This is a genomic window from Paenisporosarcina sp. NPDC076907, from assembly GCF_050269735.1.
Taxonomy (GTDB): domain Bacteria; phylum Bacillota; class Bacilli; order Bacillales_A; family Planococcaceae; genus Paenisporosarcina.
Map to the genome: position 1 here is coordinate 652,766 of NZ_JBNNIX010000002.1, position 26,733 is coordinate 679,498.

The 26,733-nt window shown below is 39.0% G+C and carries 22 protein-coding genes and 1 other annotated feature; of the genes, 10 read left to right on the forward strand and 12 right to left on the reverse strand.

Annotation, left to right across the window (positions count from 1 at the left end; translation table 11 throughout):
* Positions 1–26: 26 nt before the first annotated feature.
* From mbcS to ezrA, 5 genes are all read right to left on the reverse strand, one after another.
* Positions 27–1,598, reverse strand: coding sequence for an acyl-CoA synthetase MbcS (mbcS, locus tag ACQKEV_RS10980; protein ID WP_427445044.1), 1,572 nt, complete (start codon positions 1,596–1,598; stop codon positions 27–29).
* Positions 1,599–1,880: 282 nt separating this feature from the next.
* Complete coding sequence (locus ACQKEV_RS10985; protein WP_427445042.1) at positions 1,881–2,081, reverse strand: small, acid-soluble spore protein, alpha/beta type; 201 nt, start codon at positions 2,079–2,081, stop codon at positions 1,881–1,883.
* Positions 2,082–2,222: 141 nt separating this feature from the next.
* Entirely contained in the window at positions 2,223–3,425 is a 1,203-nt protein-coding gene (gene thiI / locus ACQKEV_RS10990) for a tRNA uracil 4-sulfurtransferase ThiI (RefSeq protein WP_427446238.1), read from the reverse strand.
* A gap of 6 nt (positions 3,426–3,431) precedes the next feature.
* A complete protein-coding gene (locus tag ACQKEV_RS10995) occupies positions 3,432–4,565 on the reverse strand; it encodes a cysteine desulfurase family protein (protein WP_427446236.1) in 1,134 nt (377 codons plus the stop codon).
* 128 nt (positions 4,566–4,693) lie between these two features.
* A complete protein-coding gene (gene ezrA, locus ACQKEV_RS11000; protein ID WP_427445040.1) occupies positions 4,694–6,394 on the reverse strand; it encodes a septation ring formation regulator EzrA in 1,701 nt (566 codons plus the stop codon).
* A gap of 147 nt (positions 6,395–6,541) precedes the next feature.
* On the opposite strand from ezrA, the gene hisJ reads away from it, so the two are divergent.
* Together hisJ and ACQKEV_RS11010 are read left to right on the forward strand one after the other, a co-directional pair.
* Positions 6,542–7,339, forward strand: a complete 798-nt coding sequence (gene hisJ, locus ACQKEV_RS11005) for a histidinol-phosphatase HisJ (RefSeq protein WP_427445037.1) — start codon at positions 6,542–6,544, stop codon at positions 7,337–7,339.
* Positions 7,340–7,365: 26 nt separating this feature from the next.
* Positions 7,366–7,845: a GAF domain-containing protein gene (locus ACQKEV_RS11010; RefSeq protein WP_427445035.1), complete on the forward strand. Its 480-nt coding sequence runs from the start codon at positions 7,366–7,368 to the stop codon at positions 7,843–7,845.
* Between the two features lie 275 nt (positions 7,846–8,120).
* On the opposite strand, the gene megL is transcribed toward ACQKEV_RS11010, so the two are convergent.
* On the reverse strand, positions 8,121–9,338 hold the full coding sequence (megL, locus tag ACQKEV_RS11015; RefSeq protein ID WP_427445033.1) for a methionine gamma-lyase: 1,218 nt from the start codon (positions 9,336–9,338) through the stop codon (positions 8,121–8,123).
* Between the two features lie 344 nt (positions 9,339–9,682).
* On the opposite strand from megL, the gene rpsD reads away from it, so the two are divergent.
* Complete coding sequence (rpsD, locus tag ACQKEV_RS11020) at positions 9,683–10,285, forward strand: 30S ribosomal protein S4 (protein WP_427445031.1); 603 nt, start codon at positions 9,683–9,685, stop codon at positions 10,283–10,285.
* A 108-nt stretch (positions 10,286–10,393) separates the two neighbouring features.
* On the opposite strand, the gene ACQKEV_RS11025 is transcribed toward rpsD, so the two are convergent.
* On the reverse strand, positions 10,394–11,485 hold the full coding sequence (locus ACQKEV_RS11025; RefSeq protein WP_427445029.1) for a serine hydrolase domain-containing protein: 1,092 nt from the start codon (positions 11,483–11,485) through the stop codon (positions 10,394–10,396).
* A 743-nt stretch (positions 11,486–12,228) separates the two neighbouring features.
* Complete coding sequence (locus ACQKEV_RS11030) at positions 12,229–13,128, reverse strand: LysR family transcriptional regulator (protein ID WP_427457880.1); 900 nt, start codon at positions 13,126–13,128, stop codon at positions 12,229–12,231.
* Between the two features lie 378 nt (positions 13,129–13,506).
* On the opposite strand from ACQKEV_RS11030, the gene ACQKEV_RS11035 reads away from it, so the two are divergent.
* The 3 genes from ACQKEV_RS11035 to ACQKEV_RS11045 all read left to right on the forward strand — a co-directional run bounded on the left by ACQKEV_RS11035 (position 13,507) and on the right by ACQKEV_RS11045 (position 15,251).
* The gene (locus ACQKEV_RS11035; protein WP_427446234.1) at positions 13,507–14,052 is read left to right on the forward strand and encodes a cysteine hydrolase family protein; all 546 of its coding nucleotides are present in this window, start codon (positions 13,507–13,509) and stop codon (positions 14,050–14,052) included.
* Between the two features lie 123 nt (positions 14,053–14,175).
* A complete protein-coding gene (locus tag ACQKEV_RS11040) occupies positions 14,176–14,991 on the forward strand; it encodes a cobalamin-binding protein (RefSeq protein ID WP_427445027.1) in 816 nt (271 codons plus the stop codon).
* Between the two features lie 116 nt (positions 14,992–15,107).
* Positions 15,108–15,251 carry a hypothetical protein gene (locus ACQKEV_RS11045; protein ID WP_427445025.1) on the forward strand — a complete coding sequence of 48 codons (144 nt, stop codon included), beginning with the start codon at positions 15,108–15,110 and terminating at the stop codon, positions 15,249–15,251.
* Positions 15,252–15,272: 21 nt separating this feature from the next.
* On the opposite strand, the gene tyrS is transcribed toward ACQKEV_RS11045, so the two are convergent.
* Positions 15,273–16,538: a tyrosine--tRNA ligase gene (gene tyrS, locus ACQKEV_RS11050; protein ID WP_427445023.1), complete on the reverse strand. Its 1,266-nt coding sequence runs from the start codon at positions 16,536–16,538 to the stop codon at positions 15,273–15,275.
* A gap of 51 nt (positions 16,539–16,589) precedes the next feature.
* Positions 16,590–16,788: a binding site (T-box leader), on the reverse strand.
* Positions 16,789–16,894: 106 nt separating this feature from the next.
* Between tyrS and ACQKEV_RS11055 the strand changes: the two genes are divergently transcribed.
* Positions 16,895–19,831, forward strand: coding sequence for a transglycosylase domain-containing protein (locus ACQKEV_RS11055; RefSeq protein ID WP_427445021.1), 2,937 nt, complete (start codon positions 16,895–16,897; stop codon positions 19,829–19,831).
* 294 nt (positions 19,832–20,125) lie between these two features.
* Here the strand turns inward: ACQKEV_RS11055 and acsA are convergent, their stop codons facing one another.
* Entirely contained in the window at positions 20,126–21,844 is a 1,719-nt protein-coding gene (gene acsA / locus ACQKEV_RS11060) for an acetate--CoA ligase (protein ID WP_427445019.1), read from the reverse strand.
* A gap of 171 nt (positions 21,845–22,015) precedes the next feature.
* Here acsA and ACQKEV_RS11065 point away from each other — a divergent pair, with 171 nt between their 5' ends.
* Genes ACQKEV_RS11065 through ACQKEV_RS11075 form a run of 3 tightly spaced genes read left to right on the forward strand, consistent with a single transcriptional unit; the run spans position 22,016 to position 24,469 of the window.
* A complete protein-coding gene (locus tag ACQKEV_RS11065; protein ID WP_427445017.1) occupies positions 22,016–22,648 on the forward strand; it encodes a GNAT family N-acetyltransferase in 633 nt (210 codons plus the stop codon).
* Positions 22,649–22,670: 22 nt separating this feature from the next.
* The gene (locus tag ACQKEV_RS11070; RefSeq protein WP_427445014.1) at positions 22,671–23,318 is read left to right on the forward strand and encodes an acetoin utilization AcuB family protein; all 648 of its coding nucleotides are present in this window, start codon (positions 22,671–22,673) and stop codon (positions 23,316–23,318) included.
* Positions 23,288–24,469 (forward strand): acetoin utilization protein AcuC, encoded by a 1,182-nt coding sequence (locus ACQKEV_RS11075; RefSeq protein ID WP_427445011.1) that lies wholly within the window; start codon positions 23,288–23,290, stop codon positions 24,467–24,469. Before ACQKEV_RS11070 ends, ACQKEV_RS11075 begins: the two co-directional genes overlap by 31 nt.
* A gap of 40 nt (positions 24,470–24,509) precedes the next feature.
* On the opposite strand, the gene ccpA is transcribed toward ACQKEV_RS11075, so the two are convergent.
* A complete protein-coding gene (ccpA, locus tag ACQKEV_RS11080; protein WP_427445009.1) occupies positions 24,510–25,508 on the reverse strand; it encodes a catabolite control protein A in 999 nt (332 codons plus the stop codon).
* A gap of 119 nt (positions 25,509–25,627) precedes the next feature.
* Positions 25,628–26,713, reverse strand: a complete 1,086-nt coding sequence (locus tag ACQKEV_RS11085; protein WP_427445006.1) for a bifunctional 3-deoxy-7-phosphoheptulonate synthase/chorismate mutase — start codon at positions 26,711–26,713, stop codon at positions 25,628–25,630.
* Positions 26,714–26,733: the final 20 nt, after the last annotated feature.

Here is a 26,733-nt window from a genome sequence, read left to right on the forward strand (position 1 = left end):
GGCTATAAGAATAGTTTTTGTCGTACTTATTTAGATTGTTCTTGATTTCTAAGTTCAATTCGTCGAATTTTACCAGAAGCAGTTTTTGGCAACTCTTCGATAAATGTTATATCACGAGGATACTTATACGGCGCAGTTAAAGTTTTTACATGGTCCTGCAAATCCTTTACAAGCTCTGACGATGCCTGTTTTGAATCTACTAATACGACATATGCCTTGACGATATGACCACGAATTTCATCTGGACTTCCCACAACAGCACATTCTTTAACCATCGGATGTTTAACTAATGCGTCTTCAACTTCAAACGGCCCGATTGTGTATCCAGAGCTGATGATAATATCATCTCCACGACCTTCAAACCAGAAGTACCCGTCCTCATCTTTAGAAGCTTTGTCTCCAGTTATATAGTAAGTTCCTCTGAATTGCATTTTTGTGCGCTCAGGATCTTTTAAATACGATTTAAATAATGCTGGTGTATCTACATGAACTGCAATATCACCGACTTCTCCAGGTGCACAAACCTCTCCAAATTCATTAATGATATCTACTTGGTTTCCAGGTGTTGGTTTCCCCATCGATCCTGGACGTGCTTCCATGCCTTTCATTGTTCCGACCAATAATGTATTCTCCGTCTGTCCATATCCGTCACGTACTTCTAAACCGAATTCCCGATTGAATGTATCAATGACTTCACGATTTAACGGTTCGCCGGCAGACACTGCACTATGCAGCGAAGATAGATTATACGCTGATAGTCCCTCCACTTTCGCCATAATTCGGTATTCTGTTGGTGTACAGCAAAGGACATTTACCTGATATTCCTCAAGTAAAGTTAAATAAGTTTTCGGTTCGAATTTTCCATGATAAACAAAACCAGTTGCGCCACTACCAAGAGTTGCGACAAAAGGACTCCAAATCCACTTTTGCCACCCTGGACTTGCTGTCGCCCAAACAACATCACCTTCATGAATTCCCAACCAATGTTCAGCAGATGTACGTAAATGTGCAAATGCCCAGCCGTGTGTATGTACAACACCTTTTGGGTTCCCTGTCGTACCACTTGTGTATGACAAAAATGCCATGTCTGAGTTTTTAGTGGCAGCTCCCTTAAATTCAGTAGAAGCTTTTTGTAGTTCTTCAGTCAAAGATACCCAGCTTCCGGTTCCTTCTCCAATGACAAATTGAGTCAGTCCAGTTAAATTTTCAACTTGTTCAAATTGGCTGATGAATGGCTCGTATGCCACAATTGCTTTCGCTTCGCTATGTATTAAACGGTAATCAATATCTTTTGCTCTCAGCATTTCAGAACTTGGGATAACAACCAGTCCAGCTTTTAAGGCACCTATGTATGTCACATAAGCTTCAATCAATCTTGGTACCATGACCAAAACAACATCACCTTGCGTCAACCCACTATTCGTAAAGACATTGGCAGCTTGATTCGCAAGTTGCATCAATTCTTTGTATGTAATTTCTTTAGTTTCACCAGTCTCACTTTTCCATATCAAGGCTAAACGACTTTCGTCCGTTGCATACTTTTCGAATTCCTGAACCAAGTTATAGCTTGTAGGTGCCAATAAATTTTCACGATTCACATTATTTCCCCCTTGTTGAGTGAGTGATCCATCCATCTACATTATAGCTATATAATACTGATTTTTCAAAAAGAACATTATAATCAGTTAATTTAACGAAGATATGTCGTAAAAGAGTTGTTTTCAGACGTCGTTGCCCTTTTCTCAGACGTGAAGCCTCATTTTTCAGACGTCACAAGCAATTTTTCAGACGTCACAGCCAAAAACTCAGACTGAGCATGACCACTCCATTCAAAACACCAAAAAACCGGCAGCTTTCGCTACCGGTTCGTTATACTTTAATTATTTTTTGTAACCGTTTAATTGTTGCTCTGCCATTTGCACTAAACGCTTAGTAATTTCTCCGCCAACGGAACCGTTAGCACGCGCTGTAGCATCTGGTCCAAGCTGTACACCGAACTCTTGTGCAATTTCATATTTCATTTGGTCTAAAGCTTGTTTTACACCTGGAACGACTAGTTGATTTGAACTTTGATTTGCCATGTCTGTGTCACCTCCTTGTTGAATATAGAATGTGCCGGATGGACGAATTCATGCATTCACAAGAAGTAGTAATTTATGGGTATTATCATTGATCAAGAATTGCCGAACCTACGTTTATAATACTACGGTGTTTAAGGCTTTTTAAAGAAGATCGGAGAATTTATCTTGTTTCTTTTTAGGGAACATGATGATTTCACGTTCACTTACCGCTTCTGCAATCATTTCATCAAATGTTTTAAAGCTTTCATAATACTCCACTTTTTCAAGCTTTGGTTTTGTTTTTGGGCTGGCAGGGGTGAAAATTGTGCAACAATCTTCATACGGTCTGATGGAAACATCGTACGTATCGATTTGTTGGGCAATTTCAATAATATCTTGCTTGTCATACGAAATAAGTGGACGTAATACTGGCGTGCTCGTCACAGCATTGATTGCCGTTAAGCTTTCCAGTGTCTGACTTGCCACTTGTCCAAGACTTTCACCCGTGATAATCGCTAAAGCCTTTGTTTCTTCACGCACTAAATCCGTAATCTTTAACATCATTCTCCTAGTCGTTGTCATTGAAACATTGTCTGGGATTTGTTTTTGAATTTCTTGCTGAATCGCAGTGAACGGAATGATATGCAATTTAACTGACGCACCAAAACGACTTAGTTTATCAGCTAATTCCATTACTTTTTCCTTCGACTGTTCACTTGTGAATGGAGGACTATGAAAATGAATAGCATCCAGACGAACGCCACGTTTTAACATTTGGTAACCAGCCACTGGACTATCGATACCACCTGAAAGCATCAGTATGGATTTCCCGTTCGATCCAATCGGCAATCCACCTGCACCTGGAATGACTTCTGCCATCATATAAACTGCATCTCTTCGGACTTCTACACGCAGTTCAATATCTGGTTTTTTCATCTGAACCTGAATTTCAGGGAATGTGCGCAACACGTTGGAGCCAACAAACTGTTGCAGTTCATTTGTTTCCATTTCAAAAGGTTTGTAAGAACGTTTTACGGTTACTTTAAATGTTTTATCTGTGCGATCAATTGATTCTACAATTTTGATGGCTGTTTGTTTAATATCTTCCAGATCGTGACTACAAGACGCAACGGGACTGAAAGACTGGATGCCGAAAATACGCGGCAGTCGCTCGATGATTTGATTCATGGTTTCTTGTTCATTAGCTCGAAGGAACATACGATCACGTTCTGTCACAATTTGAATTTTTGGCAAATCAGCAAATGCGTAACGGATATTATCACGTAGTCTTCCCGTAAACGAACTTCTATTTCTTCCTTTTGTAGATAATTCACCATATCTGATTAATATTTCTTTCCATTCCAACATGTTTTAATCTCCTTTAACTTGCTTGATAATTGCAGTGAAATTTTCAATAAGATGATCAATTTGCTCATCGCTATTGCTCGTACCAAGACTAATGCGAATAACGCCTTTTGTGTAATCATCCGGTAAACCGATTGCTTTTATTACATGACTAATTTTTGTTTGTTTTGAAGAACAAGCACTTGATGTCGATACAATGATTCCCTTTGCTTGCAACGCATTGACTAGAACTTCCCCTTTTATATTTCGGACGCTAACGGTCAAGATGTGTGCTGCGGCATCTTCTGGGGATAATATTCGTATATCCTTAAAATTACGAATGAAGTTTCTTAACTTTAGGCTCCATTGAATATATTTTGTTTGCATGGCAGCTTGATTTTCAAATGCAATACGCATCGCTTTCGCAAAAGCAACAGCTTGTGGAACAGGGACAGTTCCACTTCTTAAGCCAAACTCTTGTCCTCCACCTACAATGATCGGTTCAAATGAAACATGACCTGTCCATGCCACAATCCCCGTTCCTTTTAAACCATTGAATTTATGTCCTGACAGTGTCAGTACATCCGCTCCAATTAAGGGAAAAGTGATTGGATATTTGCCAAAACTTTGTACCGCATCTACATGAAAAATTGCACGGCTATGTTCGTGAATGACTTCTGAGAGTTGTTTAATTGGTTGAATGCTGCCAAGCTCGTTATTGATATGCATAACACTAACCAAAATTGTATCTTTTCGCAATCGTTCTTTCACATCATCAATTGATATGACGCCTTTTTCATTTACAGGCAAAATGTCTATTTCAAAGCCTTGATTCGCCAACTGTTTCATTGATTCAAGAACAGAAGGATGTTCAATACTTGAAGTTATGATATGTCTTCCTCTTCCTTGTAGAGTCCTTGCAAGTCCATTAATGGCGAAATGATTGGATTCTGTTCCACCTGATGTGAATATAACTTTACTATCATCCGTTTTCAGCATGTCGGCAACTTGCTTTCGAGCACGCGAAAGCAACGAATTTGAATCGACTCCCATTTCATGCAAAGAGGCGGGGTTTGCATAAAACGTCTCGTTTACCTTTACAAATGTATCTAACACTTCTTTATGTGGTTTAGTCGTTGCACTATGATCGAAATAATACACGGTTGTACTCCTTTTCATTAGAAAACCACCAGCACAAGTTGTGCGGTGGTTTCAATTGCCTTATTATCTAGCTTTAATCACAGCACCTGAGTTTTAAGCTAGAGTGGCACAATACGCTTTTCTTATGATCAACGCCAAGCGTCTTCTTTGACAAGAACTTCGATTCGTTTCATTGCACCTGGCTCGACTTCTTCCACTGCAGTCGCTGCTTCTTCAAGTGCTTTAGCATATCGAAGTTGACGGAATGCCGCTTCGGCCTCCAATAGTCGTTGATTCATACGTGGATGACTTGCACGATAACGATTACCATATTGAATAATCCGTTCAATCAACAAGACATTTTCAAGCATTTCTTTCGCTTTAGCATGTACTTCATGAATACATTTATCCGCTTTAGCCAAATAATTATCCACCAATTTCATATTGAGTGGTACTTCCTGCAAGCTTTGAATGACTAGGTAAATATGTTCTTCCGCTTCTTCCAAACGAACATCCATTTCTTCTGGAATTCCTGGCATATTCGCTTTATGTACCATACGATCGGTTTCATGCAACAAACGTTTCAGTTCATCTAAGTTTTTTCGAGCTCGGTTCTCATCAATACGTAGGTTTTTTAAGCTATTAGAGAAACGATCTTGTTCTTCATATAAACTCTCCAAATCCGTAGAAATCAGAGTAAGTTCGTCTTGAAGACTTGAATACGCCAATTGATCCTCGCTTGCACGTTGTTCAAGTAAATCATAACGCTTCTGCAAAGTTTCAATTTGTTTCAGACACACAAGAGGAATTCCCGCTTCTTTCTCAGGTAAGCGATAACTTTGTTGAACATAAGCTGCTTCATCGCTTGTTTGTCGGGTAATGGTTGTTACTTCAGCTAAGCGACGTTCAGTCGGTTGACGATGTTTATCAACATAGCGTTTTGCCATTACTTCTTTTTCTAGCATGTCATAGAAAGCTTCGATTTCATCTTTCATTTGCTCGACACGAATTTTTACGTCTTCAATTTCAAGTTGAATGATTGATTCTTTCATAAGTACCAATTCTTCATCCAGTTTGTCCAATTGTTCCGTCATTTCAAGATGATCTAAATAATAGGATTGCTCTTCCATTTCACGTTGTCCACTACGGAGATCATGAATACTTGAGGGAATCTTATTTTGTACTTCCGTTAATAGCGAAGGAATCTCTTGCAGTAAATCGAATAAGTGCTGAGCTTTCTCGTCCAGTCCGATTACAATTTCACGAGCCTGCAAATAGTTACCGTTTTCAGTAAGGCGATCGTATTCTTCAAATTGAGGACCAAATTGTTCCAGTTTTTTCTCAAGTGGTACAGCCGCTGCTCCGAAAGAATGTTGGTGAGCAAGTAAAGTTTTACGAGCTACGCGATACTGTTCTTTTAAGCTGTCCATTTCCACGCGATTTTTCTCTTCACTGCCAATCAGTTGCTCGAGCTCTTTCAAAATTAGTGACATTTGTTCATCACTTTGCTTAATGCGTTCTTCGATTTCTAGTTCAATCGCTGTGGCACGCTTAAAACGGAATCTATCAATACTTTCCTCTGCATCAAATAGTAGTGAATCGATTTTCGGCATGTGGACATCCATTACCTGCGTCCAACTGTTGCGCCAGCTTTCAAACATTTCTTCTGTTTGCCCATTCATATTCAATTGTTTAACTTTCGTCATTTCTTCTAATATCGGTTTGTTTTGTATTTGATGTTTTTCATGTTCAAGTCTTTCAATTTCACTGTTATGTTTACGACGGAAGATAAATCCGACTACGAGTAATGCAATTAGTACGATGATTGCAATGATGATATACTTAGTCATCGTAAGCCCCCTGTTCCAAAATCACGGTCTATGCCAGTTTATATATGTAATACTACCATGAAACAAACGAATATGTTGACGAAAATAGAAGAATTTTGCCGAATTTATGTAAAATGTCCGATTTACACGTAGGAGGTGCTTGTATTAATGAAAAGAGATGCTCATATTCACAGTCCTTTTTGTCCTCACGGTACAAAGGATGCTTTTGAACTATATATTGAAAAAGCGATAAAAAATGGCTTTACCGATATTTCATTTACAGAGCACGCACCTGCTCCAGAAGGATTTATCGACACCGTTCCTACTAGGGATAGTTTTCTGAATCCGAATTTACTTGAACCTTATTTAGTTAAACTTCAACAATTAAAAAAACAATACATTTCCGATATATCAATTCACGTAGGACTGGAATTCGATTATATAGAAGGTTACGAAAAAGAAACTGCCGATTTGCTCAATGAAATTGGTCCTACCTTAGATGATTCTATTTTATCTGTCCATTTCCTGCTTTTTGAAAAAAAATATACTTGTATAGATTTTTCAGCAGAATCGTTTCTAAATTTCTCTGAGCAAGTTGGTTCTATTGAAAATGCCTATAATCTTTATTATAAATCTCTCCAAAAATCAATTTTAGCTGATTTAGGGCCATATAAACCAAACCGCATTGGTCATCCTACTTTAATTCATAAGTTTCAACATGCACATGAAATGAAGATCGATGACCATGCTTCCATTATGGACACACTGCAATTAATGAAAGAACATCGGTATGAACTTGACGTCAACAGTGCAGGTTTAGCCAAGGAATATTGCCGAGAACCTTATCCCCCAGAGCGCTATATTACTGTAGCAAAAGAATTAGACATCCCTCTAGTATTTGGTTCCGATGCACACAGTGTCCAAGATTTGCATCAATATTACGAGAAAGTTTATACTGATTCGTAAGTTTCTAATTTTAAGAGGTGATTTTGATGTTTGAAAAAGCAGCATATGTTGGAAATACAGAACAACAATACAACATGCTAGGTAAACAACTGGACGCTTTGTTAAGCGGTGAATCCAATGTGATGGCCAACTTGAGTAATGCTTCTGCATTATTGAACCAATTTTTCGATCGCATCAACTGGGTTGGGTTTTATATGATGGACGGCGGTGAACTGGTTTTAGGACCATTTCAAGGATTGCCTGCGTGTGTCAGAATTCCTGTTGGACGAGGCGTTTGTGGAACAACTGTCGCGAAAAAAGAAACGATGGTTGTACCAGATGTACATGCTTTTCCAGGTCATATCGCTTGTGACGCTGCTTCCCAATCGGAAATCGTTGTGCCAATAATTAAAAATGGTGAAGTCATCGGTGTTCTTGACATCGACAGCCCCGAAAAAGATCGTTTCCATGAAGAAGATCGACAAGGACTTGAACATTTTGTATCTATATTAATGAAACACATTTAAAAGGGGCTGTCTAATAAGTCCCCTAAGATAAAACAGGTGGATACATTTTTAAAGTTACGTTGTATATAATTTTTTATTTTTCAACAGTTAATTGATTGTAGTGGAAGGCGGCGACTCCAGCGGGAAAAACGTGTCCAGGTGAGACCCCGCAGTCGCTTGCGACGAGGAGGCTCACGGACCGCCCGCGGAAAGCGTCCGCCTGAAACGTCATTATTAATTTGAAAAGGGGGCTGCCCATAAAAGTCTATTTAATTGACTTTTGGGACAGCCCCTTTTTATTTTTGAACCGATTGTGCAAAGTGAGTTTCCACTTTTGCAAATGCCTGCTGCAAATCTCCCATAATATCGTCAGAATGCTCTAGTCCTACAGACAAGCGCAACAATGAATGAGTAATCCCCATTTTTTCGCGTTCCATTTCAGGAATGACCGAATGAGTCATGGTTGCAGGGTGCTGAATCAGCGTTTCTGCGTCACCAAGACTGACAGCAATTTTAATGAGCTCCAAGGAATTCATTAAATATTGAGCAACTTCTTTTCCTCCGTGGATTGTAAAAGAAATTAACCCACTACCGGCTTTCATTTGCTTTTTGGCAATCTCGTATTGTGGATGATCAGGATCAAAAGGATAGTAAATTTTATTTACAATTGGTGAAGACTTTAAAAATGAAACCAGTTTTGACGCATTTTCGGAATGGCGATCCATTCTCACATGAAGCGTTTTTAAGCCTCTTATAATTAGCCAAGCATCAAATGGTGAGATAATACCGCCTACGTCTTTCTGAACCGTCATGCGAAGGTTCATCATATCCTCTGCATCATTACCTACCAGTAATCCAGCTATTACATCACCATGACCATTGATATATTTAGTTGCGCTGTGCAAAACATAATCCACACCGAAATCGATTGGATTCTGCAGATATGGTGATGAGAAAGTATTATCAACAATTACTTTCAAGCCATGTTTGCGTGCAACTCGACAAACGAGTTCCAAATCCACAATTTCCATTGTAGGATTGATCGGTGTCTCCACATATAAACATACCGTTTCTGGACGAATCGCTGCTTCTATTTCCTGTTCATTCGACATCGAACTGAAACTGTGCGATATATTATATTTTTCATCCATCATTCCAAGTAAACCAAATGTACAGCCGTAAATCCCTCTCGAGCAAAGGATATGATCTCCTGTTTTCGTCACATGAATCAACACTGCACTGACTGCGGCCATCCCCGACCCAAATGCCAATGCACTTTGTCCATTCTCCAGTTCCGCCATACGCTCTTCAAGAACTCGAACAGTGGGATTTCCTAACCGCGAATAAATATTGCCCCCTTCTTCTCCTGCGAACCGTTTTTCTCCTTGTTCAGCATTTGAAAAAGCAAAGGTGGATGTTTGATATAAAGGCACGGACAAACTGTCGTGATGAACGGATGAATCGTATCCTTTATGAACGACTGCCGTTTCTTTTTTTATCTGTTTGTTTTTCATGATAGCACCCCTTTTATGTAAACGCTTCCATTCTATTCATTACTATATTACTCGATTCAATCTTTTTTGAAAAGGTCAACTTCCCTAGTCATATTACTCAATAGTCAAGGTAACGTCTTGACATAGGCAAAGTAAATCGATACAATGGAGGATGTGTAAAATAAAAGCAGCAGTTGTATGGTCTTATTCGTTTCATTTTATTCCTCCAATTTTTTGTATTGGATGGGGTATCGTGTAACCCTTGGCTGCGAGGGCGAGGATACATGAAAATAAAATGGCAGTTTGATTGATACATCTGGTCTTATTTTACAACAAAATAAAACCACTTAAAGGAGGAGTCTCTCATGGCTCGTTATACAGGTCCAGCATGGAAACTGTCTCGTCGTCTTGGTTTATCACTAAGCGGCACAGGTAAAGAATTAGAAAAACGCCCTTACGCACCAGGACAACACGGTCCTAACCAACGCAAAAAAATCTCGGAATACGGTTTACAATTACAAGAGAAGCAAAAGCTTCGTCACATGTATGGTGTAAACGAACGTCAATTCCGTACACTATTCGATAAAGCTGCTAAAATGCCTGGTAAATCTGGTGAAAACTTCATGATTCTTCTTGAAACTCGCCTTGATAACGTAGTATACCGTTTAGGTCTTTCACGCACTCGTCGTGGAGCTCGTCAATTAGTTAACCACGGTCACGTAATGGTTGATGGAAAACGCGTTGATATTCCTTCATTCCGTCTTAAAGCAGGTCAAGAGATTTCACTTCGTGAAAAATCTCAAAACCTTGATATCGTTAATGAGTCTATGGAAGTTAACAACTTCGTTCCAGAATACTTATCTTTCGATGCAGACAAAAAAGTTGGTCAATTTGTTCGCCTTCCAGAGCGTAGCGAATTATCAGCTGAAATCAACGAATCATTAATCGTTGAATTCTACTCTCGTTAATCGAGATACTAATATTAATAAAAGCCATAAAACCCTTGGTAATACAAGGATTTTATGGCTTTTTCTTTTTTCTAAATTGTAGTGTAAAGCATATAGGCAGCAGGATATTTAGTCGATTTTCAGTTTAGATAATGTACGTAGGGTATTAAAGATAAATCGAATACTTTTTGCTACATACCCTGTTTTATTAAAATTCCCAATGATATAAACGTCCATAATAGGATTGTAAAGCATGAAGGACCCTATTGATCCTAGATGTCCCCATACATTATATTTTTGTATAATTGGAAGCATCCTAACTCTCATTAGTCCTGAACCATAATCTACACCTATCCATAATTTATTCCATTGCATCATTTCTGAAAGAGATTCTTTGGAAATGAGTTGATTTCCTACTAAAGCTTTCATAAATTTCAACAAATCATCTGATGTGCTCACCGCTTGCCCCCCAGCATAAATGCTACTGAAACTACGGTGGTCTTCAACTCTGATTTTATTATTTTTTAAATTAATATTCGCAACAGCAAATTTATTTTGTTCTGCTGGTTCTGAGTATTGAGACAAATAAGTGTTATTCATATGCAGTGGTTGGAAAATGTATTCATGAAGTACTTGATGATAAGTCTTCGAAGTAATATTTTCTATAAGCAGTCCTAAAAGGTTATAGCCCGTATTAGTGTAATGGCACTTTTCCCCTGGTGGAAAACGAGGAACCAAATTCTCTTTAGTCCATTGAATCGTTTCTTGAGGTGTCCAGTAACGCGAAGGTTCTTCAAGCAGAAGATCTAAAAAGGATTTTCCTTGCTTAGGCTTATCCTCATAAAAATCCGGTAATCCGGATGTGCATCTTACTAAATGTTCGATACGGATATCTTTTGTATAGTCTTTCCCTTTATATATGTGTAAGCCTTTTAATATATCTTCGGTCAGATATTTTGCAATTGGATCACTATAGCTAATTTTTCCTTCCTCAACTAACATGGCAATAATCACGGCTGTGAAAGTTTTGGCAATACTTGCAGTATGGTAAGGCTGATCTGCATTTGTAGGTATATCATCCGTTTCCCCATGAACCATATTCCAATGAATATTAAGTTTATCTGAATGGATTAGAAAAAAAGCATTAAAAAGGTTGGGGTCGGTGTCCACTAGTCCCTTCAACTTTTTTTCAATCGATGTTTTAGCTTCTCTTATTTCCACACATTTCCTCCTTCAATAAAAATACATTTTATAAAATTAGTAATATAGCATTAATTATTTGGATAATACCATAATTCAATCTAGTTTAATAGGTAATTTTATATAGTTCGTTTATACCATAAGTCTTAAATGAGATAGTTAACGACGGTCATTATTTGGTTTCGACAATATGCGAGGAAAATACATTATCTCTTCAGAGTATGGAATTTTTACAGCATGGATTAGTGTCATATTTCTATGTAAAACGCTCTTCCTTTAATTCACAACTCATTTTACTACAGGCATTAATTATTATAGGAAAACAAAAAAAATCACACTACGTGTTTTGTGGTGATCACATAATGTTATGATGTACCATTTTGCATTATTACACTTTCCTAAATCACATTACTACAATCATCATGGGCTACCCTAAGACTACAGAAACTGTAAGCATCCTTATAATTTACGCGTAGTTTAACAGCTTTTCAATTTACTCGAAACTGTTGTCTTTAAGAGTCAATCCGTTTTCATATGAAGTAGCATTTTTTAGCAAGTAGATTTAACCTGCTGGCTTTGATGAAGTTACAACCATTTAACATTGAATGACGAAAAAGAAATAGCCACCACGCAGTCCATGCTACAGTGACTATCTCTCCAAAAAATAATGGTTAGCCGCCATTCCTGCGGCAAGTGTGTACTAGTGATCAGGTGTTTGAGCACCTGAACTTTTCTTTTATACAACTAGTTGAAATTAAACCTATCTATTTGTCTTCCAAAACCATATCAATAAACAGCTTGTGAGCTTCAGACAACCATTTATTTTTGTGATAGGATATTTGCGCATAGAACATCAGATTCTCGCTAGAAGACTCAATGACTTTTATTTTTTCTTCTAGCAATAGGGATTCTACACTTATGTATGGCACCAAGCTAATCCCCAACCCACTTACAACACACTGTTTTATAGCCTCCATACTCGATAACTCCAAATGATTATTAGTATTGATTCCATTCTCAACCAAAAATCCTTCGAATAATTGTCTTAGCACACAATTATTCGCACTAAAAATAATACACTCTCCATCCGCTTCCTCAATTGTCTTGATGGAATGGTTTCTTTCCCCAACAAATACTAATGATTCTTTCGACCAAATTTCTGTAATTAACTGTGGGTCACTTACCTTTGGTTCTAGTGTAATCGCAATATCTAATTCCCCCGAATGGAGTCTCTCACGTAGTTGCATACAATTATCATTAATGAGCGAAAAAGTAACCTCCGGATAATTCTTCTTATACTTTGTTAAAACTGTTCCCAACTTGTACACGGTCATGGTTTCGGATGCACCAATGCGGATTTCACCTTTCAATGTCTTATCGTTTGGTGAAATATGTTTGATCTTTGAATATATCGTTAGTAATTCTACTACATAAAGATACATTTCCTTCCCCATCATGGTTAATTGAATTTGTTTTCCTAAACGGTCAAATAAGGGAAACCCAATCTCATCCTCAAGCTGCTGAATATGAGCAGTGATGGATGCTTGTGAGTACTGTAATGTTTGAGCAGCCTTTGTAAAGCTGTTTAACTCGGCCACTGTTTTAAAAGATTGAAGTTGACGGATTTCTATTTTAGACCCCTCCTTGATAAAGTTTATTATCAGAAAACCTGAACATACTGTTTAGTTATTTCAATTTTACTAATAAGTGATTCTAGCATACAATTTTTGTAAGCAGCTGACTTATCTGCAATATAGTTTGTTTACTTTTACCGAATGAATCTAAATCAAGTTGGTTTACTGATGGAATAAGGAGAAGGAGAATGCGACGGATTCACTGAACTCGTTACAATCGGTACTCGTAAAGATTCATAATTCACCTGGAATTCATCAGTCATATCGGAGCGTATACTTTCAGAGATAAGGGTCGAGGGGTTGAAGAGTTTGAATTACTGACATCAGCAGAAAATGTAAACGACGTAATAAAGGCTCACGGAATTTAGTTCTTCAATTTAAAAACACTTAGGAGGAATTTTTATGAGAATATCAACAAACACAGCTTTAATTTTAATCGATGTTCAAAATCACTTTGATAGCCCAGAAAATGGTGTGAGAAATAATTTAAATGCTGAAGAGAATATGGCCACATTATTAAACATATGGAGGAAAACAAATCGTCCAATCATTCACATACAACACATTAGTAACCCTTCCCTCCCGCATCATCCTGGACGCGATATAAAAGAAATTGTCGCTCCTCTACCAGGAGAACCTGTGATGATAAAAAATGTAAACAGTTCGTTTATTGGTACTAACCTTGAAAATCATTTACATGAAGCTAGAATTGAAACCCTTGTTATTGTAGGTTTAACAACTGATCATTGTGTTTCCACGACGACAAGAATGGCAAAAAACCTTGGCTTCACTCCATTCATTGTATCTGATGCTACCGCTACTTTTGAACGGATTAGCTTTGACGGAAAGTTGTACAGTGCTGAAGAAATTCATAACTTGGCTCTTGTCAGTTTATCCGACGAATTTGCTACAGTCATTGATACGAAAGGTGTTCTTGAATTACTAGAGTTGTAATTACGTGGAGTGATTTCGACTTGTATTGGTATTTTTCAATTCTCGTTCATTTTAAAAGAGTCCCATTGGGGCTCTTTTTAGTCTCTATGTTAAACTGATATAAAAAATACAAGGAGTTTTTGTATGAGACTCATTTCAATATGCCCCAGCAATACCGAGATTCTTGCATATTTAGGCTTAACAAATCTGTTGGTTGGACTCGACGACTTTTCAGATTGGCCATCATCTGTTCAACATTTACCTCGGTTAGGTCCGGATTTATCAATTGATATCGATGCACTCGAAGCGTTAAATCCAGATCTTGTGTTAGCTTCTCTCAGTGTCCCAGGGATGGAGAAGAATGTGAACGAGTTAGTGGCTCGTGGTATTCCTCATCTTGTGTTGGATCCTCAAAGTTTAAACGATATTGCAGATGATTTATTGACTGTCGGTCATGCATGTGGGATTTCTGAAAAGGCTAAAATGATTGTCATGGAATATAAAAGATTTGTTGATGAAATGAAAACTCGCGCGAGAACGGTTTCCAATTGCCCCGAATTATATTGGGAGTGGTGGCCGAAACCGATATTCACACCCGGTCAGGTAAATTGGTTAACAGAAGTCAGTGAAATTTCCGGAGGACGCAATATATTTCGCGATGTCGAATTGGCCAGTGTCCAAACAGACTGGGATGATGTCATGCGACGCAATCCTGAATACATATTCCTCGCATGGGTTGGTGTTCAACAATCCAAGGTTAATAAAAAAGTAATTGAAAAACGTCAGGGATTTGAAAATCTGTCGGATAACCAAAAGAAACATATCTATATAATGGAAGAAGAATTATATTGCCGTCCCTCTCCCCGATTGCTCGAAGGTGCGTTTAAACTCTCTAATATTTTGCATCCAGACATTTATGGTGACTTGGATTTGCCTAATTGGATAACTGACAACAAATAAATTCTATACAAGTAAAAGGCTGCCTTAATGACGTAAAAAGTCATCAGGCAGCTTTTCTATTTAATAAATAGCAGAATTTAAATCTATTAATAACAAAGTCTTTTTGGCTTTTTTAGATGGCGAACGATGATTTCGTTGGACAATTCGAGATGTTAGTTGGACCATTTGACGATTTCGTTGGACAAATTCACCATTTCGTTGGACAAAATGGATTTTTCGTTGGAAACACGATTCAAGGCAAAAAGAAGAGGCCGTTTTAAAAACGGCCTCCCCCTTAAATGTTATATGAACTTCACCATATGGTATTTCTTTTTGCCTCTGCGAACGATTGAGAATGAATCATCTAAACGATTTTCCGCTGAAACAATGTGATCGACAGCCGTCAATTTCTCACCATTGATTGAAATCGCCCCACTTGTAACGTCTTCACGTGCTTGACGTTTTGATGGCGAGACTCCTGCTTCCACCAATAAGTCCACAATGTTTTTGTCTTCTTTAGGCAATTCAATAGAAGGAACATCTTTAAAAACTTCCTTCATTTCATTGGCAGATAATGCTTTTAAATCTCCACTGAATAAAGCTTGAGTAATTCGAAGAGCATTATCTAAAGCGTCTTGACCATGAATCATACGCGTCATTTCTTCAGCAAGCGCTTTTTGTGCTTTACGTAAATGTGGCTCTTCCGCAACCGTCACTTCAAATGCCTCAATTTCTTCACGAGTCAAGAAAGTAAAGATTTTCATGTATTTGATAACATCAGCATCTGCGGTATTCAACCAGAACTGGTAGAACTCATACGGCGTTGTTTTTTCAGCATCCAACCAAACTGCTCCTGAAGCAGATTTACCAAACTTCGTACCATCTGATTTAGTAACAAGTGGAATGGTCATACCGTAAGCTTTTGACTCTTCACTGTGTGTTTTTCGGATCATTTCAAGTCCAGTTGTAATATTGCCCCATTGGTCTGATCCCCCTACTTGAATTCGGCAGTTGTGAGAATCGTATAAGTGATTGTAATCAATCGCCTGAATCAACATGTATGAGAACTCAGTAAAAGAGATTCCGCCTTCCAAGCGAGAAGCAACCGTATCTTTAGCCAACATGTAATTGACCCCAATGTATTTCCCGTAGTCACGCAAAAATTCGATTACATTCATCGAGCCGATCCAGTCACGGTTGTTAACTAAAACAGCTCCGTTCTCTGAACCAAAATCGAAAATGCGTTCCATTTGAACTTTAAGTCCTTTTACATTTTCATCAATTTGTTCAGTTGTCTGAAGTTGACGCTCTTCACTGCGACCAGATGGATCCCCGATCATTCCAGTTGCTCCACCAATTAATAGAATTGGTTGATGGCCATGTAATTGGAAACGACGCAATGTTAACAACGGCACAATATGACCGATATGCATACTATCTGCTGTTGGATCTACTCCACAATATAAAGATATTGATTCTTTATTCAAAAGCTCAACCATACCAGCTTCGTCAGTTAACTGGTAGGCAAGGCCTCTCCATTTTAAGTCTTCGATTAATGCGTTTGACATATCCATTCCTCCTTATAAATAAAAAAGTCCCTGCACGATTAATTAAAATCATGCAGGGACGCTAAATACACTTTGCGCGGTACCACCCAGCTTGAAGGAAAAGTCCTTCCGCTCATCAGACACAGTATCGTTGTGTAGACGTTAAGCTCCCAGCCTGTAATTCATGTATGCACACTGACCAGCTTGCACCACCCGCTGGCTCTCTAAACAGTTCTTGCATTCATTACTTCGGACTTTTCATCACTCAAAACATTATATTTTTTCATTGTACGCCTTAATTCTAACTTGTCAATAAATATATTAGGATTCATACATTTTGTGATATAATAGGACAAGATTTTAGGAGGTCGATTCGGTTGAATGATCAAGTAAAAAACTGGTTGAAAAAAATAGACGAAACATGGATTAGATTGACGAATACCAAGTGGGCTAAAGGTTTGCGCATTACCTCTGGAGTCATCTGGAATCTCGCATTAATCTTGTTAATCGTCCTATTAGTAGGCGGAGCATTTGCGGGATCGGTTGGCGCAGGATATTTCGCTTCACTAGTCGATCAAGAACCTCTTCGAGAAGAGGCTGAATTGCGGTCATCCATCTTCAGTTATGAAGAGACGTCGGAAGTATATTTTGCAAACAATGTTTACTTAGGAAAGTTAAGAACAGATTTACAGCGCCGTGAAACTAAGCTTAAAGAAGTTTCTCCTTATGTCCTTGATGCAGTGTATGCAACGGAAGATGAATATTTCAAAGTGCATGATGGGATTGTTCCAAAGGCTATTTTCCGCGGTCTATTACAGGATGTCACGAATTCCGATAGCCAAACAGGCGGATCAACGCTTACACAACAATTAATCAAAAACCAGATTCTCACAAATGAAGTTTCCTATGAACGCAAAGCAAAAGAAATACTTTTAGCGATGCGCCTTGAGAAATTCATGGAAAAAGATGAAATTTTGGAAGCTTATTTAAATATTATTCCATACGGCCGCAACGCTGCTGGTGCCAATATTGCTGGGATTGAAACCGCAGCTGAAGGAATTTTCAATGTCAAAGCAAAAGATTTAAATTTACCTCAAGCTGCTTTTATCGCGGGGATTCCGCAAGCACCTTTTGCACATACCCCTTTCACTTCTGACGGTTTACTGAAGGATGAAGATGGTCTGAAACCAGGCATTGATCGGATGCTGACAGTTCTCTATCGTATGAAAGAAACTGGCTACATAACGGAACAAGAATATAATGGAGCGATTGCTTATGATATTAAAAAAGATTTCCGTTCTCCTGAATTGTTACCTCAGGAAAGATACCCTTTTTTAACATATGAATTGGAACGTCAAGCAAAACAGATTATAGCGGAATTATTAGCTGAAAAAGATGGCATTGATCCTACTCGTCTAATAGATGAAGAAAAATTAAATGAAAAATATACTATTATGGCTGATCGTTCCATGCGTAACAACGGCTACCGTATACATTCTACCATTGACAAAAAAATGTATGACGCTCATCAAAAAGTAAAAGATGAGTTCAAAAATTATGGCCCTTCGATTAAGGTTGAAAAATACAATGCTGAATTACAAAAAAACGAATGGGTTGAAGAACCAGTTCAAGTGGGCAGTGTGTTGATGGAAAATAGTACGGGTAAAATTTTAAGTTTTATCGGCGGTCGTAGTTATGATATTGAAGCTTCAAATCATGCTACACAAAGATATCGTCAAAACGGTTCGACTATGAAGCCTCTGTTAATTTATGGTCCTGCCATTGAGTATGGCTTGATCGGTGCTGGCAGTCCTGTAGTGGATGTAGCATTTAAAGATTATGTAGACGGTACTGGAAAACCTTATTCACCAAGAAACTTCACAAAAGACCAAGAACTTGGTATCATTCCTGCACGCCAAGCACTGGCATCTTCACAGAACTTAGCAGCTCTAAGATTGTATAATCAAATTGTTGAAAAACGTCCTGCTGAATTTTTAAAGAAAATCGGTTTCTCTCGTTTAATTGAGGAAGATTATGTAAACCTCTCTGCTTCAATCGGAGGAATTAGAAACGGTGTCACCATTGAAGAAAACACAACTGCATACGCAACTTTGGCGAATGGTGGCCAGATGATCGATTCTTATATGATTGAAAAAATTGAGGATGCTGATGGAAAGATTATTTTCCAACATAAATCTGAAGCTGTACCAGTTTACTCTCCTCAAACCTCATATATCGTAACGGATATGCTACGTGATGTATTATCAGAAGGTACAGGTAGACGAGCTCAATCAGAATTGAAATTCAAGTCTGATTTTGCAGCTAAAACAGGAACAACAAATAATGCTCACGATGTATGGTTTATGGGTTATAATCCATCCATTACACTTGGTGTATGGTTAGGTTATGATACTCCAACCAATTTAAATATTTCGAATGGCACTTATCTACAACCCGGAACCCGTGTCAATATGTTATGGGCAAAATTGATGAACAGTTCATATGAAGTAAATGCTGAACTGATAGACCCAGCGACCGAATTCAAAGCACCGAAAGGCGTCGTTTCTCAATCGTTTTGTGCCATTTCAGGAATGACTCCATCTGAAGAATGTTCACGCGCAGGTTTAGTGAAATCTGATTTATTTAACGCGAATACTTATGTACCTAGCAAAGCAGATGATAGCTTTGTGTCATCATCATACGTCATGATAGGTGGGAAACGTTTTCGCGCACTTCCTACAACACCAAGTGAGTTTGTAGTCAGCGGTGGAGTTGGGGTAAACAAAGACTTTATAGATCGTATGTTTGGCAATATCAAGGGAGAAGCGAGTAAACTTTTCCCTCAAGATTCTAGTTTTGCAAATCGTGTTGTGTCTGAAGACACATTCGAAGCAGACGGCGCTTCACCAGGATCGGTTTCTGCCTCCCTTTCAGGAAGCACGCTTTCCTGGTCTAAATCGCCTTCGAATGATGTCGTTGGATATCGAGTGTTCAGAAGCTCCGGCGGTGGTAATGAGTTACTTTCTTCTGTTAAAGAAGCGAGTGGTAATTCTTATCAAGTGAACAGTCCAGGTACGTACTTCGTTGTCGCTGTGGATATTACAGGACAACAATCACCTGCATCCAATATGACTGTTGTGGAAGCTCCTAAAGCGGAGCCGACTCCGGAACCTAAACCGACTCCAACACCAGAGCCGAAACCAGGAACTGAGCCAAAGCCAAAGCCGAAGCCAGAACCTAAACCTGATCCAAAACCAGAACCTAAACCGGAACCACCTCCAGAAGAACCACCTGGAGATGGAGAAGGAGAATAATAACTAAAAGCAGTGAAACTTATCCAGACCGATAAGTTTCACTGCTTTTTTGGTTGTGTAAATTAATAAGAAAGGATAGCTGAGGTTGAAGTTATCCTTAACTCATTAGCTCTATTCTCGGTTTTCCTTATAATGAGAGGTCCTTTCGCGTTCGCAGGAGTTCTACTCGCGGTCGTGGGACGGTCTATTCGCGTTCGCAGTAGATCTATTCGTGTTAACGAAACATTTATATACTTTCTCATACTAAAAACAAAAGCTTGCACGAATTTCGCGCAAGCTTTGTCTTTCGTTCTATTAATCTTCCATTGTCGATAAATCACCAGTCGGTAAATCAAGTTCCCATGCTTTTAATACACGTCTCATGATTTTCCCGCTACGCGTTTTCGGAAGTTTGTCTTTGAACTCAATTTCACGAGGTGCCGCATGTGCAGCCAACCCTTTTTTCACGAATTGTTGAATTTCAGCAATCAATTCATCCGAAGGTTCAACACCTTCTTTTAAAGCTACAAATGCTTTAATGATTTCTCCACGAACGGGATCCGGTTTGCCGATTACACCAGCTTCGACAATCGATGGATGCTCAAGTAATTTGCTTTCCACTTCAAACGGTCCTACGCGTTCTCCAGAAGTCATGATGACATCATCAATCCGTCCTTGGAACCAGAAGTATCCATCCTCGTCCATGTAAGCAGAATCCCCTGATACATACCATTCGTCATTCAGGAAATACGATTGATATTTTTCAGGATTATTCCAGATTTGACGCATCATTGACGGCCAACCTTTTTTCAATGCCAAGTTCCCCATTTGGTATGGAGGTAACTCAACGCCGCGATCGTCGACGATTGCTGCCTGGATACCTGGAAGTGGTTTACCCATGGAGCCTGGACGTATTGGCAAGCATGCGTAATTACAAATCATTTGGGCACCAGTCTCTGTCATCCACCATGTATCATGAATGCGGTGGCGGAATACTTCTGCTCCCCATCTGATTACTTCAGGATTCAATGGTTCGCCGACAGATAATACATGACGCAGTGAAGATAAATCATGTGCCTTCACCAAAGCATCCCCCGCTCCCATTAACATACGGAAAGCTGTTGGGGCACTATACCAAACTGTGACACCGAAGTCCTCAATCGCTTGATACCATGCATCAGGAGAGAAACGTCCTCCTAAAACAACCATAGTTGTGCCAGTTAACCATGGACCAAAAATTCCGTAAGAAGTTCCCGTTACCCATCCTGGATCTGCTGTACACCAGTAAATATCTTGTTCTTTTAAATCTAACACCCATTTTGCAGTCTGATAATGCTGAACCATAGCTTCCTGCACATGCAATACACCTTTAGGTTTACCAGTAGAACCAGACGTATAATGAAGAACTAACCCATCCTCTTTATCCAGCCACTCCACTTGAAAATAAGGAGAAGCCGTTTTCATATGTTTCATGAAATCTACTGTTCTATTATTTTCTACCACGTTTTCGCCGACTAATAGGATTGTCTCCAAGTGAGGTAATTTATCAACTGGAATACGATTTAGCAATTCAGGGGTCGTCACAATCGCTTTTGCTTCACTGTCTGCAAGACGATCGTAAACTGCACCTTCCATAAATGCTTCAAACAATGGTCCGACAATGACGCCCATTTTAAGAGCACCAATTAAAGCGAAATACAATTCAGGTGAACGTGGCATGAAAATAAATAAACGGTCGCCTTTTTCAAGATTTGTATGGGCTTTCAATACATTTGCCGCTTTGTTTGTACTTTTTTTCATTTCATTAAACGTATAAGATTCTTTACGAGTTGCATCTTTATAATAAAGTGCAATTTTGTTTTTTCTATCCGAATTTGCATGACGGTCTATTGCTTCGTGCGCAACATTCATGCGACCTGTCTCATGCCAACTAAACGCCTTTTCTGCCTCTTTCCAATCGAAATTGGCTGCAGTTTCGTCGTAGTTTTGGAGTAAATAATCTCCTTGAACGACCGGAAGTGCCTCAAGTTTCATTTCTACCACCCTCTCAGTTACGATACAAATACTAGTTTACATTAAATTGAAAGTAAATGGCGAATAATTTTACTTTTTTGACTATGACTCTGTGAATAATATTGAAAACGTTTTCCTTACGTTTTTTTCATGTATAATGGAACTACGTAATTCTTTTCAGGTGGTGTACACATGGAACATAAAAAAATTTATAATGCCATGGAATTGAAAACAAAACATGGCCATTTAATTATCGAAGGTCCTATTTCATCAGCAGATATTGCCCGTTATGACTTTCATGAAGATTTGGTGGCATTCCGACCTCCTGCTCAGCAACATAAGGCAATCATTGAAATTGCCAAATTGCCAGAAGGAAGAATTCTGATAGCACGAGATAACATGACCATTGTGGGCTATGTAACTTTCTTATATCCTGACCCATTGGAACGCTGGTCAAAAGGACAAATGAGCAATCTAATTGAACTGGGTGCCATTGAAGTTATTCCGAAGTTCCGAGGAACAGGTGTTGGCAAAAGCTTACTTCGTGTCTCAATGATGGACGATGCAATGGAAGATTACATCACCATTACGACAGAATATTATTGGCATTGGGATTTAAAAGGCACGGGCCTAAATGTTTGGGAGTACCGAAAAGTGATGGAAAAAATGATGAATGCAGGTGGATTGGAATACTTTGCAACCGATGATCCAGAAATCAGCTCCCATCCGGCAAACTGTCTGATGGCCAAAATTGGTTCGCGTATTGATAATGAATCCATCCAACGCTTTGATCAGTTGCGATTTATGAATCGCTTTATGTATTAAACCGCAAAGGAGTTTTTGACCTATGATTGTGGAACAAATGATGACAACTACTGTCGTGACCTTACAACCATCACATACGATTAAGGATGCGATAAACCTCCTTCGTGAAAAGAAAATCCGACACCTGCCGATTACGGATCTTGAAGGGCATGTTGTAGGGATCGTGTCTGATCGGGATATTAAAGAAGCCACTCCTTCCAATTTATTAGAAGGCCAGCATCAGGATATATATGCGACTGCGCTTGAAGAGATTATGACGAAAAACCCGGTCATCGGACACCCTCTTGATTTCGTAGAAGAAGTTGCCACTATTTTTTATGATCAGCAGATTGGATGTCTGCCTATTGTCAGTGGAGGCAAATTAGTAGGAATCGTTTCCGAAACAGATTTATTATATAAATATATTGAACTGACAGGTGCACACCAACCGGGTTCTCAAATTGAAGTCCGTGTCCCGAATAAGCCGGGCATACTTTTTGAAGTATCCAAAGTTTTTCATGATCATCATTCAAATGTCTTAAGTGTTCTTGTGTATCCAGATAAACAAAATGACGACAACAAAATCTTAGTATTCCGTGTGAAGACGATGAACCCTCTCGGGATTATTGAAGATATACGTAAAGAAGGTTTCGATGTGCTATGGCCGAACATGCCGGGAATGACAAACTAAAAAAACATGCGGTTTACATATATTCGGATGATCAATTAGGTTATAAGTTTTCTGAGAAACATCCGTTCAATCAGAAGCGACTGACGTTGACCACCGATTTATTGCAAAAAATGAATGCGCTTACAGATGATGATATCGTTGCACCACGTATTGCTACGGATGACGAGTTACTACTTGCACATGACGGACGGTATATAGATATTGTCAAAAAAGCGAGTCAAGGACTTGTTACAGCTGCTGAAACCGAAAGTTTTGGAATCGGCACGGACGATACACCTATTTTCCCTAATATGCACGAAGCCAGTGCACGACTAGTTGGTGGCACTTTAACGGCCGTGGATTATGTTATGGAGAATAAAGCTTCCCATGCGCTAAATCTTGGTGGAGGACTTCATCATGGCTTCCATGGTCGTGCATCAGGCTTTTGTGTCTACAATGACAGTTCGGTGGCAATCAAATACATACAGCAAAAGTATAAAGCACGTGTTCTCTATATTGATACGGATGCTCACCATGGAGACGGTGTACAATGGAGCTTTTATGAAGATCCTGATGTTTGCACCATCTCCATTCATGAAACAGGAAGGTATTTGTTCCCGGGAACTGGCAATGTCACGGAAAGAGGAACAGGTCAAGGTTACGGAACTTCATTCAATTTACCAATCGATGCATTCACCGAAGATGAATCATTTTTGGAGCTATATATGACCGCTTTCCGCGAGATCGCTACTTACTTCAAACCCGACGTAATCATCAGTCAGAATGGGGCGGATGCACATTACTTTGATCCGTTGACTCATCTTTATGGAACAATGAAAATCTATCATGAAATTCCTAAACTTGCCCATCAACTAGCTCATGAATTTTGTGATGGTAAATGGATTGCCGTCGGTGGCGGAGGTTATGATATCTGGAGAGTTGTACCAAGAGCTTGGTCATTATTGTGGATGGAGATGAATGATATTCCATTGCCCGAAGGCAATCTACCGAAGGATTGGCTTGAAAAATGGCAACCGGAATCACCAGTACCTTTAATCCCTACCTGGTTGGATCCAGAGAACTTATATGAACCCATTCCGCGTAAAGAAGAAATTACCGAAAAGAACAAGCAAGTGCTAAATAAAGCACTGTATCTGATACGCCAGCATTAAAAAAGGAGTGGACTACAATAACTGTAGTTCACTCCTTTTCCTATTTCACTGAATCTCTTTCTTCAATTCGGTGTGGCAAAATTACTGTTTTCTCATCAATTTGTTCTTTGTTCATATATTTAGTCAGCAAACGCATGGAAACTGCTCCAATATCGTAAAGAGGCAACACTATACTTGTTAACTCTGGTCGCACCATTCTTGCTAATTTGGAGTTTTCAAAACTAATGACTTCTACATCCTTAGGAACATGAAACCCGGAATCTTGCGCTCCATGGATTAACCCAATAGCCAATTCATCATTCCCCGCAAAGAAAGCTGTTGGGGCATCTTGCAAGTCCTTCAATTCACTGAATGCCGCATATCCTGCATCATACGTAGCTTCACTTTCCACCACAAGATCTTCATTCATTTGAAGACCTGCATCTCCCAAAGCTTTTTCATAGCCTGTAAATTTAAATGCACGATTGATGGTGGAGGATAATGAGCCTGAAACGTAGGCTATTCGTTTATGATTATTTTGAAGCAAGCGATTTACCGCTTCATAGGCAGCCTGGTGATAATCGATGTTAACAGAAGGCATTTTCCCAGAAGGATCGATTGTCCCTGCCAAAACGATTGGTACTGGCGATCTCTCCATCATGTTTAATAATTCTTTCGATACATGTTCACTCATGAACACAATTCCATCAACTTGTTTTCCAAACATCGTTTCAAGGAGTTGTAATTCTTTATCTTCACGTTGATCGGAGTTCGATAAAATAATATTGTAACTATACATGGTCGCAATATCTTCTATCCCTCGTGCAAGTTCTGCGTAGAATATGTTTGATATATCTGGAATAATAACGCCAACTGTCGTTGTCTTTTTGCTTGCAAGTCCTCTAGCAACAGCATTTGGACGATATTGCAACCGTTCAATAACATCCAGCACTTTTTTTCGAGTTGCCGGTTTAACATTCGGATTGCCGTTAACTACACGTGAAACCGTTGCCATCGATACATTGGCTTCACGTGCGACGTCATAAATTGTAATTGTCATGTGATACACTCCCTGCTCGGTCCCTATCTCATACCATCATATAATAGTTTTCAGGCGTTTTCCATCGTTACGTTAAACGAAATAAAAATACCGGTTCAGTAATTGAACCGGCATTAGTCTTATACTTGGATTTCGTATTGTTTCATAAACTTTTGAAGTGAATCGTAAAACTCATCAAATTGTTGCAAATTCATTTGTTGAGCAGCATCTGATAAAGCGACTGCTGGATCTGGATGTACTTCAGCCATAACACCATCCGCCCCAATAGCAATAGCTGCTTTCGCTGTCGGTAATAGTAAATCGCGACGTCCTGTTGAGTGAGTTACATCCACAAATACAGGTAAGTGTGTTTCTTGTTTTAAGATTGGAACCGCTGAAATATCAAGTGTATTACGTGTCGCTTTTTCGTATGTTCGAATTCCACGTTCACATAAAATAATTTGATCATTTCCTTGTGAAATAATATACTCGGCAGCATTGATGAATTCATCAATCGTTGCAGCCATTCCGCGTTTCAATAACACCGGTTTATTAATAGAACCTGCTGCTTTTAATAACTCGAAATTTTGCATGTTACGCGCACCGATTTGAACAACATCAATGTAATCTAATGCTTCTTCTAAATGGTGAGGTGTTACAATTTCAGAGACAACAGCAAGATTATATTGCTGCGAGACACGTTTAAGAATTTTTAATCCTTCAAGTCCAAGACCTTGGAAATCATAAGGTGAAGTACGAGGTTTGTATGCTCCTCCTCGAATCATTCTCAATCCTTTTTGTTGAATGGCATCTGCTACTGCTGCAACTTGATCAAATGATTCAACTGCACATGGACCAAAGACAAATGATGGCTTGCCTTCACCAATGCGTTCACCATTGACAACTACGATTGTATCTTCCGCTTTCTTTTTACGCGAAACTAGAAGCGCTTTACGATGATCGTCTTCCTGAAGTTCCAAAGCCGTTTTAAATAATTCCTTGAAAATGTGATCCACAGTTGATTGTGGTAGTGGACCTCTATTGTTTTCTTTTATTAAGTTCAACATATGACGTTCGCGAAGAGGATCATATCGGTTGACACCTTGCTTTTCTTTTACTTTTCCAATTTCTTGTACGACTGCAGCCCGCTCATTGATTAGACGAAGTATTTCTAAGTTCAATTCGTCTACATTTGTGCGTAAGCTATCTAATTCTTGATGGCTCATACCTTGATCTCCTCTCTTAC